13 protein-coding genes are annotated in these 16,718 nt (G+C 67.7%); 9 read left to right on the top strand and 4 right to left on the bottom strand.

The window, feature by feature from the left end:
- The first annotated feature begins 108 nt into the window (after window positions 1-108).
- The 6 genes from ACFXHA_RS15935 (at window position 109) to clpX (ending at window position 6,802) form a co-directional block, all read left to right on the top strand.
- Complete coding sequence (locus ACFXHA_RS15935; RefSeq protein ID WP_379357219.1) at window positions 109-1,356, top strand: hypothetical protein; 1,248 nt, start codon at window positions 109-111, stop codon at window positions 1,354-1,356.
- Between the two features lie 118 nt (window positions 1,357-1,474).
- A complete protein-coding gene (locus ACFXHA_RS15930; RefSeq protein WP_379357217.1) occupies window positions 1,475-2,050 on the top strand; it encodes an FKBP-type peptidyl-prolyl cis-trans isomerase in 576 nt (191 codons plus the stop codon).
- Window positions 2,051-2,213: 163 nt separating this feature from the next.
- Complete coding sequence (gene tig / locus ACFXHA_RS15925; RefSeq protein WP_379357215.1) at window positions 2,214-3,617, top strand: trigger factor; 1,404 nt, start codon at window positions 2,214-2,216, stop codon at window positions 3,615-3,617.
- A 247-nt stretch (window positions 3,618-3,864) separates the two neighbouring features.
- On the top strand, window positions 3,865-4,455 hold the full coding sequence (locus ACFXHA_RS15920) for an ATP-dependent Clp protease proteolytic subunit (protein WP_379357213.1): 591 nt from the start codon (window positions 3,865-3,867) through the stop codon (window positions 4,453-4,455).
- Window positions 4,456-4,557: 102 nt separating this feature from the next.
- The gene (locus tag ACFXHA_RS15915) at window positions 4,558-5,181 is read left to right on the top strand and encodes an ATP-dependent Clp protease proteolytic subunit (protein WP_379358286.1); all 624 of its coding nucleotides are present in this window, start codon (window positions 4,558-4,560) and stop codon (window positions 5,179-5,181) included.
- A gap of 340 nt (window positions 5,182-5,521) precedes the next feature.
- Window positions 5,522-6,802, top strand: a complete 1,281-nt coding sequence (gene clpX / locus ACFXHA_RS15910) for an ATP-dependent Clp protease ATP-binding subunit ClpX (RefSeq protein WP_379357211.1) — start codon at window positions 5,522-5,524, stop codon at window positions 6,800-6,802.
- Between the two features lie 370 nt (window positions 6,803-7,172).
- On the opposite strand, the gene ACFXHA_RS15905 is transcribed toward clpX, so the two are convergent.
- From ACFXHA_RS15905 to ACFXHA_RS15890, 4 genes are all read right to left on the bottom strand, one after another.
- Window positions 7,173-7,709, bottom strand: a complete 537-nt coding sequence (locus ACFXHA_RS15905; RefSeq protein ID WP_379357209.1) for a hypothetical protein — start codon at window positions 7,707-7,709, stop codon at window positions 7,173-7,175.
- A 73-nt stretch (window positions 7,710-7,782) separates the two neighbouring features.
- Complete coding sequence (locus ACFXHA_RS15900; RefSeq protein WP_379357208.1) at window positions 7,783-8,154, bottom strand: nuclear transport factor 2 family protein; 372 nt, start codon at window positions 8,152-8,154, stop codon at window positions 7,783-7,785.
- A 99-nt stretch (window positions 8,155-8,253) separates the two neighbouring features.
- The gene (fdhD, locus tag ACFXHA_RS15895; RefSeq protein ID WP_379357206.1) at window positions 8,254-9,066 is read right to left on the bottom strand and encodes a formate dehydrogenase accessory sulfurtransferase FdhD; all 813 of its coding nucleotides are present in this window, start codon (window positions 9,064-9,066) and stop codon (window positions 8,254-8,256) included.
- Window positions 9,063-11,363 carry an FdhF/YdeP family oxidoreductase gene (locus ACFXHA_RS15890; protein ID WP_379357204.1) on the bottom strand — a complete coding sequence of 767 codons (2,301 nt, stop codon included), beginning with the start codon at window positions 11,361-11,363 and terminating at the stop codon, window positions 9,063-9,065. Before ACFXHA_RS15890 ends, fdhD begins: the two co-directional genes overlap by 4 nt.
- Before the next feature lie 245 nt (window positions 11,364-11,608).
- Here ACFXHA_RS15890 and ACFXHA_RS15885 point away from each other — a divergent pair, with 245 nt between their 5' ends.
- From ACFXHA_RS15885 to ACFXHA_RS15875, 3 genes are read left to right on the top strand one after another with little or no spacing between them, the layout of a single operon-like run.
- Complete coding sequence (locus ACFXHA_RS15885) at window positions 11,609-12,844, top strand: hypothetical protein (protein WP_379357202.1); 1,236 nt, start codon at window positions 11,609-11,611, stop codon at window positions 12,842-12,844.
- Window positions 12,844-14,181 carry a hypothetical protein gene (locus tag ACFXHA_RS15880; protein ID WP_379357200.1) on the top strand — a complete coding sequence of 446 codons (1,338 nt, stop codon included), beginning with the start codon at window positions 12,844-12,846 and terminating at the stop codon, window positions 14,179-14,181. Before ACFXHA_RS15885 ends, ACFXHA_RS15880 begins: the two co-directional genes overlap by 1 nt.
- Window positions 14,178-16,628, top strand: coding sequence for a protein kinase (locus ACFXHA_RS15875; RefSeq protein ID WP_379357198.1), 2,451 nt, complete (start codon window positions 14,178-14,180; stop codon window positions 16,626-16,628). The genes ACFXHA_RS15880 and ACFXHA_RS15875 overlap by 4 nt, the downstream gene beginning before the upstream one ends.
- Window positions 16,629-16,718 lie beyond the last annotated feature (90 nt).

Here is a 16,718-nt window from a genome sequence, read left to right as displayed (position 1 = left end):
TATTTAACGAGTTTTCGTGTATCCCGCAGTCCCGCAATGGAATCGAATCGGCAACAATATCGAGTTGAACGGTTGCCCATGTCAGTGGTGCGGATCACACTCGAAAAGATGCTTCCAGGGGAGGATCTCACCGGTGGTCGCAGCACGGGGAGGCTTCACCGCACGCGACCCGGACAGGCGTCATGCCTGGCCGTGGCAGTGCTGGCGAGCGCCTGCGCGATCGCCGGAACACCACGCCCTACACAACCGGACCTCGGCGGTCTCGACCTGACCGGCTACGGCGGTCAGGCACTGTCCGCACCGGCCGACACCACCTACGGCGGACTGCTGGAATCGGCGCGCATGTCGGAGGCGATGGTGTCACCCGGCGCGATCGACCCTGCGCTGCGCACCGTCGCCGCCGCACCGGTCCCGGCACCCGCCGCGGCGGTCGGCATCCTCGCCGACGCCACCGTCGGCGATCTCGCCCGCTACGGCATGCTCGCCGGATTCAGTATCGGCGGCACCGACGCCGACTCCGGGCCGCCGCAACCCGGCACGTCCCGCTCGGTGCGCCTCACCGTGCTGCGGATGCACGACGAAACCGCCGCCATCGACGCGGCCCGGCGGATCGACGCCGACGATGCCGCCGTCAACCGCGACAATGTCGACATCCCGTTCCCCGAATACTTTGCGACATACGGACATTGGCGGCCATACGTGGCGAGCATGGCCGCCACCCTCGCCCACGGCCCGTTCGTCGTCACCCTCTACATCACCGCCGCGAGCACCGACCGCACGGCATTGCGCGCCATGGCCACCGCCACGTTCGACGCCGAACTGCCCCGATTGGACGCCTTCGCACCGACCCCCGCCGAGGCACTGTCCGCGCTGCCGCTCGATCCGGCCGGGATGCTCAGCCGCATCCTGCCCGCTGACCCCGGAAAATGGCCGTACCCAGAGGTTTTCGTGCACGACGACAGCCGCATCGCCGGATGGGGCGGGCAACGTGACGCGACCGGGGTGGTGTACGGCCCGGTCGAGGCCGCCGCCTGGTCGGGATTCGCCGACGCCGCCCCGGAGACCATGGCAGTCGCGGGCTCGACCCACCTGCTGCGATTCTCCGACGCGGTCGCCGCACGCAAGGCCCTGCTGCGGCGCAAGGCAGCGACGCAGTCGCAGTTCGCGGCCTCACCACCCGGGATACCGGACGCCCTCTGCCTGGCTGACCGGGCCGTCGAAGCGAACGGTGACGCACAGGCGGTCACCTGCCTGGTCCTGCACGGCCGCTACCTGGCCGTCGTCTACGGCCCGGACGAGACGACCGCCCACCGCAAGGCGAGCGCGCAGTACGCGCTGCTGGTGCGGGCCACCTGATTCCGGCCCTGCAATCTCATTGCGGCCCTGCGATCCGGTGCGAACCGTCCCCGCCGTGTAGGTTCGGCGCGGCGTCGCAATCCGTGCGGCAATCCGGATCAGACGGACAGGAGCGGGAATGCGCTTGGTGGGCAAGGTCGGTGCGATCGGTGCGGTCGCGGCCGCGCTGGTGCTGGTGGCCGGTTGCGGCAGCAGCGACAGCAAGAGCGACAACAAGACCGACACCTCGGCGGCCTCGACCTCGGCCAAGCCGGCGCAGACGTTCACCGTCGCGCTGCCGCAGGCCGACGGCAAGGACTGCACCATCACCGTGACCGGCGGATTCGGCGAAGCCCCCGGCATCACGCTGCCGGACGGCTGCACCCCGCCCACCGAGCTGTTCACCAAGGATCTGGTCACCGGCACCGGCCCGGCCGCGGCCGCCGGCCAGCAGTTGAGCACCAACTACACGCTGATCACCTGGTCGGACAAGAAGAAGCTGGACAGCTCCTTCAGCCGCGGCCAGACCTTCGACCTGACGCTGGGCGCGGGCCAGGTCATCAAGGGCTGGGACCAGGGCCTGGTCGGCATCACGCAGGGCACCCGCCGACTGCTGGTGATCCCGCCCAACCTCGGCTACGGCCAGGGCGGCCACGGCATCAAGCCGAACGAGACGCTGGTCTTCGTGACCGACGCCGTCAAGGTCGGTTCCTAAACAGCACAACCCCTCCCACCAGCGCGACCGGTCGACCGACCGGCCGCCGTCCAGCCCGGTCCGCGACCGGTTTCACGGGCGCGCAGGCCGTCAACTAACCTGGTCGGGATGCGTTCGGGGGGAACCAGACGTCAACCATGTACAACGAACAAGGAGCATGTCCGTGAAGAGCACCGTCGAGCAGCTGAGCCCGACTCGGGTCCGCATCAATGTCGAGGTGCCCTTCGAGGAGCTGAAGCCGGACTTCGATCGCGCCTACAAGGCTCTCGCGCAGCAGATCAAGATCCCCGGCTTCCGCCCGGGTAAGGCCCCGGCCAAGCTCCTCGAGGCCCGTGTCGGCCGTGGCGCCGTGCTGGAGCAGGTCGTCAACGATGTGCTGCCCAAGCGCTACAGCGAGGCTGTCATCGAGACCGAGGTGAAGGTCATCGGCCAGCCCGAGATCGAGATCACCAAGATCGAGGACGGCGAGGAGCTGGCCTTCACCGCCGAGGTCGACATCCGCCCGGAGATCACCCTGCCGGAGTTCTCGACCCTCGCGGTCACCGTCGATCCGATCGAGATCAACGACGAGGACATCGACGAGCAGCTGCAGTCGCTGCGTGCCCGCTTCGGCACCCTGACCGCGGTCGAGCGCGCCATCGAGAACGGCGACTTCGTCTCCATCGACCTGTCCGCCACCGTCGACGGCGAGGCCGTCGAGGAGGCCTCCACCACCGGCCTGTCCCACGAGGTCGGCTCCGGCCAGCTCATCGAGGGCCTGGACGAGGCCCTGATCGGCCTCAAGGAGGGCGAGTCCAAGGACTTCACCTCCACCCTGGTCGCCGGCGAGCACGCGGGCAAGGAAGCCGTCATCACCGTGACCGCGCAGTCGGTCAAGGAGCGCGAGCTGCCCGAGGCCGATGACGACTTCGCCCAGCTGGCAAGCGAATTCGACACCATCGACGAGCTGAAGGAAGACCTCAAGACCCGCGTCGAGCGCGTCAAGAAGGTCCAGCAGGCCGGCGAGATCCGCGACAAGGTCCTCGAGGCCCTGCTCGAGGCCGTCGAGATCCCGCTGCCCGAGGGTGTCGTCAAGGCCGAGGTCGACGCCGTCGAGCACGACGCTGTGCACGGCTTCGACCACGACGAGGCCAAGCTGTCGGAGGCCCTCGAGGCCCAGGGCTCCTCGCTGGAGGAGTTCAAGAAGGACACCAAGGAAGCCGCCGAGAAGTCGGTCAAGACCCAGCTGCTGCTGGACGCCGTCGCCGAGGCCGAGAACACCCAGGTCGGCCAGGACGAGCTGTACGAGCGGATCATCTTCCAGGCGCAGCGCTACGGCATGAGCCCGGATCAGTTCATCCAGCAGATTCAGCAGGCCGGTCAGCTCGGCGCGGTCTTCGCCGACGTGCGTCGCGGTAAGGCCCTCGCCGGTGTGGTGGTCGCGGCCACCGTCACCGACACCGCCGGCAACGCCGTGGACACCGCCGAGATGTTCGGCAACCCGGCCGAAGAGGCCGAGGAAGTGTCCGCCGAAGAGCTCGCGACCGTGGCGGATGCCACCGAAGCCGTTGAGGCCGAGGCCAAGTAAGGGTTCGAAACTGGAGTTTCGGGGTTCTCAGGGGTGACACCCGTGAGAACCCCCAGACAGGCCAACGCGCAGTGTTGACGTAAGTTTGCGCTGTGAGCGAAGCAGGGCGGTACCGGGAGTCTGGTGCCGCCCTGCTTCGTTAGGGTTTGTGTCAGCGCTGGAACATTCAAGTGATCAGTAGGTGGCTTGTAACCGAGCCGTTGAGAGAGGGCAGGTATCCGTGACAATTCATCAGGCAGGGGTGCGTATGACATCCGGGACTGCTGGTCTGAACCTCAGTGATTCGGTGTACGAGCGCCTGCTGCGCAACCGCATCATCTTCCTGGGCACTCAGGTCGACGACGACATCGCGAACTGGCTGTGCGCGCAGATTCTGCTGCTGTCCGCCGAGGATCCGACCAAGGACATCTCGCTCTACATCAACTCGCCGGGTGGATCGGTCACCGCGGGCATGGCGATCTACGACACCATGCAGTTCGCCGAGTGCGATATCCGCACGGTCGGCATGGGTCTCGCCGCCTCGATGGGTCAGTTCCTGCTCGCCGCCGGCACCAAGGGCAAGCGCTACGCCCTGCCGCACGCGCGGATCATGATGCACCAGCCGTCCGCCGGCATCGGTGGTTCCGCCGCCGATATCGCGATCCAGGCCGAGCAGTTCGCCTACACCAAGCGTGAGATGAACGAGCTGCAGTCGCAGTTCACCGGCAAGTCCGTCGAGCAGGTCACCGCCGACGCCGACCGCGACCGCTGGTTCACCGCGGCCCAGGCCCTGGAGTACGGCTTCATCGACCACGTCGTGTCGCACGCGAGCCAGGCGAACGGCGCCAACGGTAACTAGCTCCCCGCAGCCCACCCACCAAGACTTTTGGAGACGTTTATGTCCAACATGATCGATCCGCGGGCCGCGGGCATCACCTTCGCCGCCGCCGGCTCCAATGGAATGCAGATGCCGCAGGGCCGCTACATCCTGCCTTCGTTCGTCGAGCACTCCAGCTTCGGTGTCAAGGAGTCCAACCCTTACAACAAGCTGTTCGAGGAGCGCATCATCTTCCTCGGCGCGCAGGTGGATGACACCTCCGCGAACGACATCATGGCGCAGCTGCTGGTGCTGGAGTCGCTGGATCCCGACCGTGACATCACCATGTACATCAACTCGCCGGGTGGCTCGTTCACCGCGCTGATGGCCATCTACGACACCATGCAGTACGTGCGCGCCGATGTCGCCACCGTCTGCCTGGGTCAGGCCGCCTCGGCCGCGGCCGTGCTGCTCGCCGCCGGTGCCCCCGGCAAGCGTGCCGCGCTGCCGAACGCCCGCATCCTGATCCACCAGCCGTCCACCTCGGGCGGCATCCAGGGCCAGGTCTCCGACCTGGAGATCCAGGCCGCGGAGATCGAGCGCATGCGTCGTCTCATGGAGACCACGCTGGCTCGCCACACCGGTAAGGACGCGGACGTCATCCGCAAGGACACCGACCGCGACAAGATCCTGACCGCCGACGAGGCCAAGGAATACGGGCTCGTCGACACGGTGTTCGAGTACCGCAAGCTCAGCGCCCAGAAGTGATCCGGGTGGGCGGCGGGGCCGGGTTGTGTTCCCACGGGGCACAACTCACCCCCGCTGCCCAGGGCAGGGGTGAGTCCACGCACATGTCCGGTGAGAAACGTGCCCAAGTTGTCGACCTCGGTCACGAGAAGCGGGTACGGTCACTCTAGGGACCTTTGCTCGTGGTTGTCGGCTCTGCTTTTGGATCCAGCACAGATGCTCGTTATGGGGCATCGTGGAATACACAGCCGAATCGCCGGATCCGCAAACTCAGGGGTCGCGGCATACGCTCGAAGAAGGCAGCTCGCCGGCAACCGGGGACAGACGGTTGCACGCGGACAAGGAAGTAGGGACCCAGGAGATGGCGCGCATCGGTGATGGCGGCGATCTGTTGAAGTGCTCGTTCTGCGGAAAGAGCCAGAAGCAGGTCAAGAAGCTCATTGCGGGACCGGGGGTGTACATCTGCGACGAGTGCATCGACCTGTGCAACGAGATCATCGAGGAAGAGCTCGCCGAATCCAGCGAGGTCAAGCTCGACGAGTTGCCCAAGCCCGCGGAAATCCGGGATTTCCTCGAGCAGTATGTGATCGGGCAGGATGCCGCCAAGCGGACCCTCGCAGTGGCGGTTTACAACCACTACAAGCGAATTCAGGCCGGCGACAAGGGCCGGGACTCCCGCGGTGAAGCGGTCGAGTTGATGAAGTCCAATATCTTGATGCTCGGCCCGACGGGCTGTGGCAAGACCTATCTGGCGCAGACGCTGGCCAAGATGCTGAACGTGCCGTTCGCCATCGCGGACGCGACCGCGCTGACCGAGGCCGGATACGTCGGTGAGGATGTCGAGAACATCCTGCTGAAGCTGATCCAGGCCGCGGACTACGACGTGAAGCGCGCCGAGACGGGCATCATCTACATCGACGAGGTCGACAAGATCGCCCGCAAGTCGGAGAACCCGTCCATCACCCGTGACGTGTCCGGTGAGGGCGTGCAGCAGGCGCTGCTGAAGATCCTGGAAGGCACGCAGGCGTCGGTGCCGCCGCAGGGCGGTCGCAAGCACCCGCACCAGGAGTTCATCCAGATCGACACCACCAATGTGCTGTTCATCGTGGCGGGCGCGTTCGCCGGTCTCGAGCGGATCGTGCAGGACCGGGTCGGCAAGCGCGGCATCGGTTTCGGCGCGGAGGTCCGCTCCAAGGCCGAGATCGACACCGCCGATCACTTCGCGGATGTGATGCCCGAGGATCTGATCAAGTTCGGTCTGATCCCCGAGTTCATCGGCCGCCTCCCGATCGTCGCCTCGGTCACCAACCTGGACAAGGAATCCCTCGTCCGGATTCTGGCCGAGCCGAAGAACGCCCTGGTGAAGCAGTACGTGCGCCTGTTCGAGATGGACGGCGTGGATCTGGAGTTCACCCAGGACGCCCTGGAAGCCGTCGCGGATCAGGCGATCCTGCGGGGCACCGGTGCTCGTGGCCTGCGCGCCATCATGGAGGAAGTGCTCCTCCCGGTCATGTACGACATCCCCAGCCGGGATGACGTGGCCAAGGTGGTCGTGAACGCCGACACGGTGAACGACAACGTGCTACCCACGATCGTTCCCCGCAAGCGTCAGACCCCGGAGCGTCGGGAAAAGTCGGCTTAGGCCCACATCGAAACCAAGAATCGGCTCCGCGAGAGAACTTCTCGCGGAGCCGATTTGTTTCTCGTGGAAGGGGTTTCAGGGGAAGCCCCTGAGGTGCGCGAACCCCCCGCTCGGAGCTTCCTCCGGTCCCCCCGGCGCCTGGTCGACGCCGTCGATCGTGAGGAACTGGGTTACCGACAGTTCCATGATGTTCTCCTGTGGGCCTGCCGTTCCCGGGAGGCCGTGGAGTCGGTGACGGTCGGTGGAGCCGATCGCGCCCGTGGTGAGAATCGCCGTTGATCCCCCGTGGTTCGCCGTTGAACCTTTACTCCGTTACTCCGAAAATCGGTATGGTCGGGTCACCTGTTACGACGGTGCGGCACCGGAGAATTCATCGGCGCGGAGGCTGCCGGCGGGGAAGTTTGAGCGTGAAGGGTGCGGGCTCGGGGACGGGGAACCGTTCGCGGGGCGCGACGAGCAGAATCGCCAGGGCCAGCGCCGGCAGCAGGAGCACCCCGAGGATGTCGAAGGTGTAGCTGATCGTGCTGAGTGCCTCGGGGCGATGCATGACGTGGTAGATGGCATGCGGCAGGCCGAAGACCAGCCAGCCGAACCCGGCCACCCGGGCGATGACACTGTCGCGGTACCACAGCCCGGACCCGCTGATCGCGCCGAGCGCCAGGAAGAACGCGCCCACGTCGGTGATCAGATGGTGGTTGTAAGGGCCGTCGCCGCGCACCCAGTGCAGGCCGAAAGGGTAACTGTCGTAGAAGGACTCGGGTGCGACGATCGCCCACAGCCCGGTGATCACGCCGACCGCGGTGAAGAATCCCAGCAGGCCGAACAGTGCCATCCATTGCCGCCGGTTCACCTCCAGGCGGAGGTTGACCCGTAGTCCATCACCGGTGCCGCGCAACGAGATCCGCACAGGCCCTCCCACCTTCGCCGAATCACTGTGCTGCCACCGTAATTCGGGAAGGGGGAGGGGACAAGCCCGGAGGCTAGATCTGCTCCATCTTCAGGTCGTCGGCGCTCCAGTAGGCGCGCATGGCGACGATCTTGCCTTCGTCGTTCAGTTCCATCACGTCGATGGGGGAGAGGGTCATGCGGTGCCCGTTGGACACGGTGACCAGGGTGAAGTGGGCGGCGACCTTGTTGCCCGCGACCTTGACGGTGTGCAGTTCGGTCTCCCGGTCGAGGTTTTCCAGGGCCTTGTAGAGCTCGCCGATGGCCTCGTGGCCGCGGCGTTCGGGGGTGCCGATCGGATCCTCGACGACGGCGTCCTCGGCGTAGAGGTCCACGATCGCGGACGTCGGGCCGGTGGCCACCAACTTCACGTACTGCTCGACGACATCCCGGGGCTGCGCTGCCATGGAGAGACTCCCATCAAAAGTGAAACGTGTTCTACTGCGGAGCCTAACAGCCGGGCGGCGGGAAGAAGCCCCGTAGACCCACCCTGTGGACGTCCGGGCTCACAGAGCGAGCCGGTCCTCTCCGCAGTAGACGTTCATGGATTCGCCGCGCAGGAAGCCGATCAGGGTGAGGCCGGACTCGGCGGCCAGATCTGCCGCCAGCGAACTCGGCGCCGAGACCGCGCCCACGATCGGGATCCCGGCCATGGCGGCCTTCTGGACCAGTTCGAAGGAGGCGCGCCCGCTCAGCATGAGAATGAGGTCGTTCGCCGACAGCCGGTTCTCGCGCAGGGCCCAGCCGACCAGCTTGTCGACGGCATTGTGGCGGCCGATGTCCTCGCGCACCGCCAGCGCCTCGCCGTCGGCGGTGAACAGGCCCGCGCCGTGCAGGCCGCCGGTGGCGTCGAAAACCTGTTGGCGGGACCGCAATTCGGTGGGCAGCTTGACCAGGGTGTCGATCTCGACTCGGGGCATGCCCGCCGGGATCCGGTGACGCAGCTTGGTTTGGACCTCGTCGAGGGCGGTCTTGCCGCACAGGCCGCAGGAACTGTTGGTCAGGAAGGGGCGCGGAGTGATCGGCCGGGGGGTGCGCAACTGGACGTCGAGCACGTTGTAGGTGTTCTGCCCGTTCTCGTCGGTGCCCGCGCAGTAGCGGGCGGTGACGATGTCGTCGGCCGAGTCGATGATGCCCTCGGCGTAGAGGAACCCGTGGATCAGATCGATGTCCGCGCCCGGCGTGCGCATGGTGACCGTCAGAGACTGTCCGCCCGTACGGATTTCGAGCGGCTCCTCCACGGCCAGGGTGTCGGGGCGGGTGACGATGCCGTTCGGGGAGATGCGCAACGTGCGGCGGCGGGCGGTGACTCTGCTCATGCGGTGTGGATGTGGGGTTCGAGGCGGATGGTGACGGCCTTGGAGACGGGCGTGTTGGACCGCCGGGCCACATGGTCCAGCGGGATCAGCGGATTGGTCTCCGGGTAGTAGGCGGCGGCATTGCCGCGCGGGGTGGCGTAGCCGACCAGGCGGAAGGCGATCACTCGTCGCTCGGTGCCGTCCTCGAATTCCGAGATCACGTCCACCAGATCGTCTTCGGCGAATCCGAGGGCGGTGATGTCCTCGGGATTGACCAGCACCACGCGCCGCCCGTTGTGGATGCCGCGGTAGCGGTCGTCGAGACCGTAGATGGTGGTGTTGTACTGGTCGTGGCTGCGCAGGGTCTGCAGGATGAGACGGCCCTCGGGGACCGGCAGCCAGTGCAGATCGTTGACCGCGAAGTTGGCCTTGCCGGTGGCGGTGCGGAACTCGCGGGCGTCGCGGGGCGGATGCGGCAGCTGGAAACCGTTGCGGCCCCGTACCTTCGCGTTGTAGTCGGTGCAGCCGGGCACCACGTTCGCGATGGCGTCGCGGATCTTGTCGTAGTCGCTTCGAAACTCTGCCCACGGCACCGAGTGGCCGGGTCCGAACAAGGCCTCGCCGAGCTCGCACACGATGGCGACTTCGCTGCGCAATTGATCGCTGACCGGGGTCAGTCGGCCCGTGGACAGATGCACCATGGACATCGAGTCCTCGACCGAAACCTGTTGGCGCACATCGTTCTGCGTGTCCTCATCGGTGCGGCCCAGCGTCGGCAGGATGAGCGCGGTCCGGCCGTGCACCACGTGACTGCGGTTGAGCTTGGTCGAAACCTGCACGGTGAGAGCGCAATTGCGCAGCGCGGCCTCGGTGACCTCGGTGTCGGGGGTCGCGGAGACGAAGTTGCCGCCCATGCCGAAGAACACCTTGCCGCCGCCGTCGCGCATGGCGCGGATGGCATTGACGGTGTCGAAGCCGTGTTCGCGTGGGCTGGTGATGCCGAATTCGTGGTCCAGGGCGGCGAGGAAGGTTTCGGGCATCTTCTCCCAGATGCCCATGGTGCGGTCGCCCTGCACATTGGAGTGGCCGCGCACCGGGCATACGCCCGCGCCCGGCTTGCCGATCATGCCGCGTAGCAACAGCAGATTGGTGGCTTCCTCGATGGTGGCGACGCCGTGCACCTGCTGGGTCAGGCCCATCGCCCAGCAGATGATGGTGGCCTTGGATTCGGCCAGCAGCTTCGCGGTGCGGTCGAGATCCGCGCGGGACAGGCCGGTGGCCTGCTCGACGACGGTGAGATCGACTGCGCGCATCTGCTTTTCGTATTCGGCGAAGCTCGCGGTGTGCGTGTCCACGAAGGCGCGGTCCACCACGGTGCCCGGCGCGGCGTCCTCGGCGTCGAAGAGTAGTTTGCCCAGGCCCTGGAACAGGGCCATATCGCCGCCGAGGCGGATCTGCAGGAAGTCGTCGGCGATGGTGATGCCGCCGGTGAAACCCTTTACGGTCTGCGGGTCCTTGAACCCGATCAGCCCGGTCTCCGGCAATGGATTGACGGCAATGACCTTGGCCCCGTGCGCCTTCGCCTCACCCAGCGCGGAGAGCATGCGCGGATGGTTGGTGCCCGGATTCTGCCCGGCCACGATGATCAGGTCGGCGCTGTTGAAGTCGTCGATGGTGACCGAGCCCTTGCCGATGCCGATCGAGCTGGTCAGCGCGGTGCCGGAGGACTCGTGGCACATGTTGGAGCAGTCGGGCAGGTTGTTGGTGCCGAAGCTGCGCACGAGCAGCTGGTAGAGGAAGGCGGTCTCGTTCGCGGTGCGGCCGGAGGTGTAGAAGACGGCCTCGTCGGGGGAGGTCAGGCCGCGCAGCTCGTCGGCGATGAGCCGGTAGGCGTCGTCCCAGGCGATGGGGGAGTAGTGGGTGTCGCCCTCGCGCAGCACCATCGGGTGGGTGAGGCGGCCCTGCTGACCGAGCCAGTAGCCGGACTTCTCGGCGAGCTCGTCGATGCTGTGCTGGGCGAAGAATTCCGGGGTGACGGTGCGCAGGGTCGCTTCCTCGGCGACGGCCTTGGCCCCGTTCTCGCAGAACTCCGCCGGTCGCCGTCGCCCGCTCGGTTCCGGCCACGCGCAGCCCGGACAGTCGAAGCCGTGCCGCTGATTCACCCGGGTCAGCGTGCGGGCGGTGCGGACCACGCCCATCTCCTCGACCGCGCGCTCGAGCGCGACCGTGACCGCCTTGATGCCCGCCGCCTCGGTCTTGGGCGCGGTGACGGTCAGTTCCGACTCGTCGATATCGCTCTTCGGCGCGGCACGATGCATGGTGACGATTGTCCTCTCCGGCGCGGCGGCCGTCCCAGTCGGTACTCGCATCGTAGGTCCGGAACGCCCGACTTACCGGACTGGTCAGTCTTCTGCGTCAACGTGGGTGATCGTTGCCGCGATAGACAGGGCGGCGGGCTCGGTTGGCCTTACCATCGAACAAGCGAGGGGTCACGCCGATGAAGACACATCCGTATTCTGTTCGGCGTGCCGGTGGGGACCGGCATGCGAAACCAACCCGCGCGGTGAGATTTTCACCCCGAACCCTGCGGCTGTTCCTTCTGGTCGCGGCGGTCATCGCGCTCGTTACACCGGCCGCTGTCGGCTGGGCCAATCCCGATGCCACCCAACAGGTTCCGATCACCACCGTATCGGTCCAGGCGCCGCAGTACACCGCACCGGTGAAAGTTCCCGCCACCACGGTGAATCCGCCTACCGTGCAGCCGAAGTACAACTGCTCCGACTGCGGCGGCACCCACGACGGCCCGTCCGTCAACAAGGACACCGGCGAACCCAAGACGCCCGGCTGCGGCACCGCCTGCGACAAACCGGTCCAGCAATACTGTCCGGACGGCTCGGAAAAGCCCACGTGGGGGACGTGCCCGACGACACCGAAACAGCAGTACTGCCCGGACGGTTCGGTAAAGCCCGACAGCGGCGTCTGCCCCTCGGCTCAACCGGTGTACTGCCCCGACGGTTCGGTGCAGCCGCGCAGCGGAGTTTGTCCTTCGGCGGTGCCGCAGTATTGCCCGGATGGTTCGGTGAAGCCGTCGAGTGGGATTTGTCCGTCGGCCCAGCCGCAGTACTGTCCCGATGGTTCGGTGAAGCCGTCGAGTGGGGTCTGTCCCTCGGCACAGCCGCAATATTGTCCCGACGGGTCGGTCAAGCCCGCGAGCGGTTACTGCCCGACCACCCAGTCCAACCCGCCGCCGGTCATCACCACGCCGGTGAAGCCGTCGACCGGGAATCAACCTCAGCCGCAACCGAATCCGCAACCGAATCCAGTACCGACCACGCCGGTCCTGACCACTGTCCCGGCTGCTCCGCCGCCGACCACGACGGCCGCGGCTGTCCCGCCGAGCGTGGTGCCCACGACGACCGCGCCGGTTCCGGTGCAGACCTCCGGGCTGTCGCTGAACCCGCCCGCGGTGCCGCCCGGTGCGCCGGTGACGGCCAGCGGCACCGGCTGTGATCCGGGATCCGATGTGCGCCTTGCGATCGGCGGTGCGTCGGCGGGTGACACCAAGGCTCGTTCGGATGGCGGTTTCGAGGCCACCCTGGTCACCGGCGGCACCGAGATCGGTCAGCACGAGGTGACCGCCGACTGCGGCCGGAAACTGGCCGCTCCCTTGGACATCGTGCTGGTCAGTCAGGTCGGTGGCGGCGCGGCCACCATGACCGTACTGCTGTTCTTCCTGCTCATCGGCGGCTGGTTCTACGGCCACCGCCTGATCTCCCATCTGCCCGCACGGAGGCCATGATGACGAGTCGCAGTTCCGCGCGAGGGGGGCCCGCGGTAGCGGCTCTGCTGGCCGTATTCCTGTTCCTGGCAGCTGTTTTCGAGGCCGGAACCGCACAGGCGGCGGGTGCGGTGAGTGCGAAGGCCACCATCGACGGCCGTGCGATCGCCGGGGCGAACGCGGACAACCCGGTGCGCCTGGATCCCAAGAAGGTGGTGCTGGTCGTCGTCGAGGTCACCAACCCCACCGCGAACTCGGTATCGATCCGGCGGGTGGATCTGGCCGGGCACGTGCTCGGGCTGAACTTCTACTCCTATTCCACGACAGTCGAATTGACGGTCGCGGCGGGCAAGACCGAGAAGCTCACCTACCGGCTGGATCCGGCCGGACTCGACGGGCAGGCCACCGGATTGATCGGCTCGGACCTCACCCTGATCGGCGGGGACGGCAAACCGCTCACTTCCGAGCACACCGTCATCGACGTGCGCGGTTCGCTGGTGTCGGTGTACGGCCTGTTCGGCATCATCCTCGCCGTGCTCACCGGCCTGGCGATCGCCGACGCGGCGCTCACCGTTGCGCGCCACCGGCTTTCGGCCAATCGCTGGCAGCGCGGGCTGCGGCTGTTCGCCCCGGGACTCGGCATCGGCCTGATGATCGGCTTCACCGCCTCGGTGGCGCGGTGGTGGGTGCCGGGCACCGCGCTGTGGCTGTCGCTGGCCGGGGCCATCGCCGCGGTGTTCTTCCTGGTGGGCTACCTCTCGCCCACACCACGCCAATCCGATGATCTGGGACTGGATCCCGAAGACCTCGCCGCCGCCAAGGAACTCGACGCGCTCGGCTTCCCGGCCGGCAGCGGTGCGGCGGCCATACCTGCCCAGGCACTGTTCCCGGCCGGGGCGCGACCGAATCCGCCCTACGGCGGGACGTACACCGACCTGCCTCCGCAAGGACAGCCCGGCGGCACCTTCCGCGACCTCGAGCCGGTTGCGCCCGATCAGGCCTACAGCCAACCCATTCCGGGAGCCGACGACCGAACCCAGAAGATCAACACCGGTGGCCTCTACCCGGGCCACGGCCCACTGGCCTCGGCGATGGACCCGAACTCGGGCGGCTTGCCGACCGTGATGGGCCCGCGCACGCCGCGCGGCTTCGGCGACACCACCTTCGGACGCGGCGTGGAACTGGGCAAAGCCGGCCCGCCGGTGCCACCACCGGGCGACGATGAACCGACCATCCGCAGCCTGCCGGGTGACCCGACGCAGATCTCGCCCGCCGAGACGGTGCTGAACACTCCGGCCGAGACGGCGCGGAATTCGCCTGAGGGGCCGGGCTTTCGGAGCGGGGGGACCGGGCGATGAGTGTCGGAAATCTGACCGACGCCGAGCTGGCGCGGGTGCGGGCAGCGCTGCCCGGGTACGAGGTCGGCGGTCAGATCGGGCGCGGCGGTTGCGGGGTGGTGCTGGCCGGGGTGCATCGGGGGCTCGGCCGGCGGGTCGCGATCAAGCAGATTCCGCCGCAGTTCGCCGACGATATGCAGGTGCGGCGGCGCTTCGTGGCCGAGGCGCGGGTGATGGCGGCGCTGGACCATCCGCACGTGGTGCCGGTGTACGACTACGTCGAGCACGAGGACCTGTGCCTGCTGGTACTCGAGTACCTGCCGGGCGGGACCGTCGAGAATCGTTTCATCACAGCGGGATTCGAGGCCACCGCCGCCCTGGCCGTCGCCCTGTCGTGCGCCGCCGGACTGGACGCGGCGCATCGCGGCGGCATCCTGCACCGCGACGTGAAACCCTCCAACCTCATGTTCGCCGCCAACGGCGCGCTGAAACTCACCGACTTCGGCATCGCCAAGATCGTCGGCGGCGAGGAGACCCTGGTGACCCGGGCCGGCGAAATCATCGGCACCCCGTCCTACATCGCCCCCGAACAGGTACGCGGCCAGCAACTTTCCCCCGCCACCGACGTCTACGCCCTGGCGACCATGCTCTACCAGTTGCTCTCCGGCATGCTCCCCTTTCCGCCCGGCCCCGACGCCCTCTCCCTGCTCTTCGCCCACGCCTACGGCGACCCCGTCCCCCTCACCGAAGTAGCCCCCTTCATCCCCCCGCCCATCGCCGAAGCCGTCATGCGCGGCCTGGCCCCCGACCCGGCCGATCGCTACGACACCGCCGAAACCTTCGGCATCGCCCTCGCCGAACCCGCCGCCCACCTCTGGGGCGCGAATTGGCTAACCCCCGTAGGCATCCCGGTAATCGGCGCCGACACCATAGTCGCCGCCGCCACCGGCAGCTCCCGCCCCCACCCCGGCCAGCGCACACCCCAATCCAGCCTGTGGAACCCGCCTTCCGGCCCGCCCACTCCGCAGCCCGGCCGACGAACACCACAACCCGCCCCCCACACTCCCCAACCCGGCGGGGCGCTCCCGCAGTCTCCTCGGCGAGGCCCGCAACCCGGCCGGATGAACCCGCAGGGCGGCGCGAGCACGCCGCCACCAGGCTCCAGGACGCCGGGGGCGATGACACCGCCGCCGGGCGCGATGACTCCTGCCCCGCAATCGAATCCGCCCCGCCATTCGCCCTACGCTGCGACCGCCGATTCACTCTCCCGCGAAGCCTTGGGGCAGCCCCGGACCCCGCCGGGCCGCGGTTCTCAGCCGAGCGGATCGGCAGCAGCGGGCGGTCAGAGTGGATCAGGGAACCCGGCCGGATCACGCTCGGACTCTCCCGCGTCTTCGCATGGGACCGGCGATCGTGGGATGAGCTCAGGACCGGCGTCCGCCGCTATGGGTGGCGCGGGCGGGTCGCGAAGCGCGCCGACGCTGCGGCCGGGGGGAGGCCCTGGAATGGCGCCGATGCAGGGAGGGCCTGGGCAAGCCGGTGCGCCAGGTGGCCCCGGAACGGCGGGCGCACCTCGGGGTTTCGGCCAGGTGGGTATGCCGGTCGGGTTCGTCCCGCCGAGTGCGCAGGGTGCGCCGACTGGGCAGATGCTTCGGGTGCGGCCCAAGGAGCCGATTCAGCATGGTGGGGTGCGGCTGGCGGAGGTGGCGCGGGGGGATCTGGTGCCCGTGCAGCGGGTGGTGACGTTGCCTTCGCCTCGGGTGCCGTTTCTGGTGGCGGCGGTGCTGGTTGTCGCTACCGGGGCGGTGGCTTTGCTCGGGGTGGGGGCGGCGGAGCGGAATGTGCCGCCTGCCGGGATGATTCGGGTCGGTGGGGTGGATCCGGCTGCGGGGGTGGTTGATCTTGATTTGTCGAAGCCGGTGGCGATCACGGTCAGCGGGAGTGATGCGGATGCGGCGAAGCTTTCGGTGGATGTGCTCGGGGTGGGGGTTGGGGGACAGACCTCTACGTTGCAGGGTGGGGCGGGGGAGGTGGGTGCGCCGGTGAACAAGTATGTGTTGGCTGGGCGGTTGACCGGGGAATTGTCGTTGTCGCGCAATGGGGCCGAGACGGCTGTCTACAAGTTCGGGATGCGGACGAAGCAGCGGTCGACGACTACGGCGACCGCGGTCGGGCTGCTGCTTCTGCTGCTGTTCGCCGGTGCGTATGCCGAATCCAATGCGCGGACGCTGCGGCGCGGGAGTGCGCGATTCGCCTCCACCGTCGGGCTCGCGATCAGCGTGGGTCTGCTCGGGGTGGCGGCGGTCGGTGCGTCCTGGGTGTTGCTGGGTCACGAACCCACGGTGCTCGGCGTGATCGCCTGTGTCGCAGGCGGTATCGCGGCGGGGCTGGCGCTGGCTTCCGGGTTCCGGAGGGTCGGCAAGCGCTACCGCTACGTGCGGGTGCAACGACTCCGGGAGCGCGCCTGAACGCCGTGAGTGTCGGCGGGTTCGCGACGGACGATCGGCGGGAGCGCGGCCGGATTGCCGGTCACGGTAATGGTGAGCCTGGATTCAGGC

Origin of the sequence: Nocardia sp. NPDC059240 (assembly GCF_042753865.1) — a bacterium.
Taxonomy (GTDB): domain Bacteria; phylum Actinomycetota; class Actinomycetes; order Mycobacteriales; family Mycobacteriaceae; genus Nocardia.
This window is presented reverse-complemented; position numbering and strand designations above follow the sequence as displayed.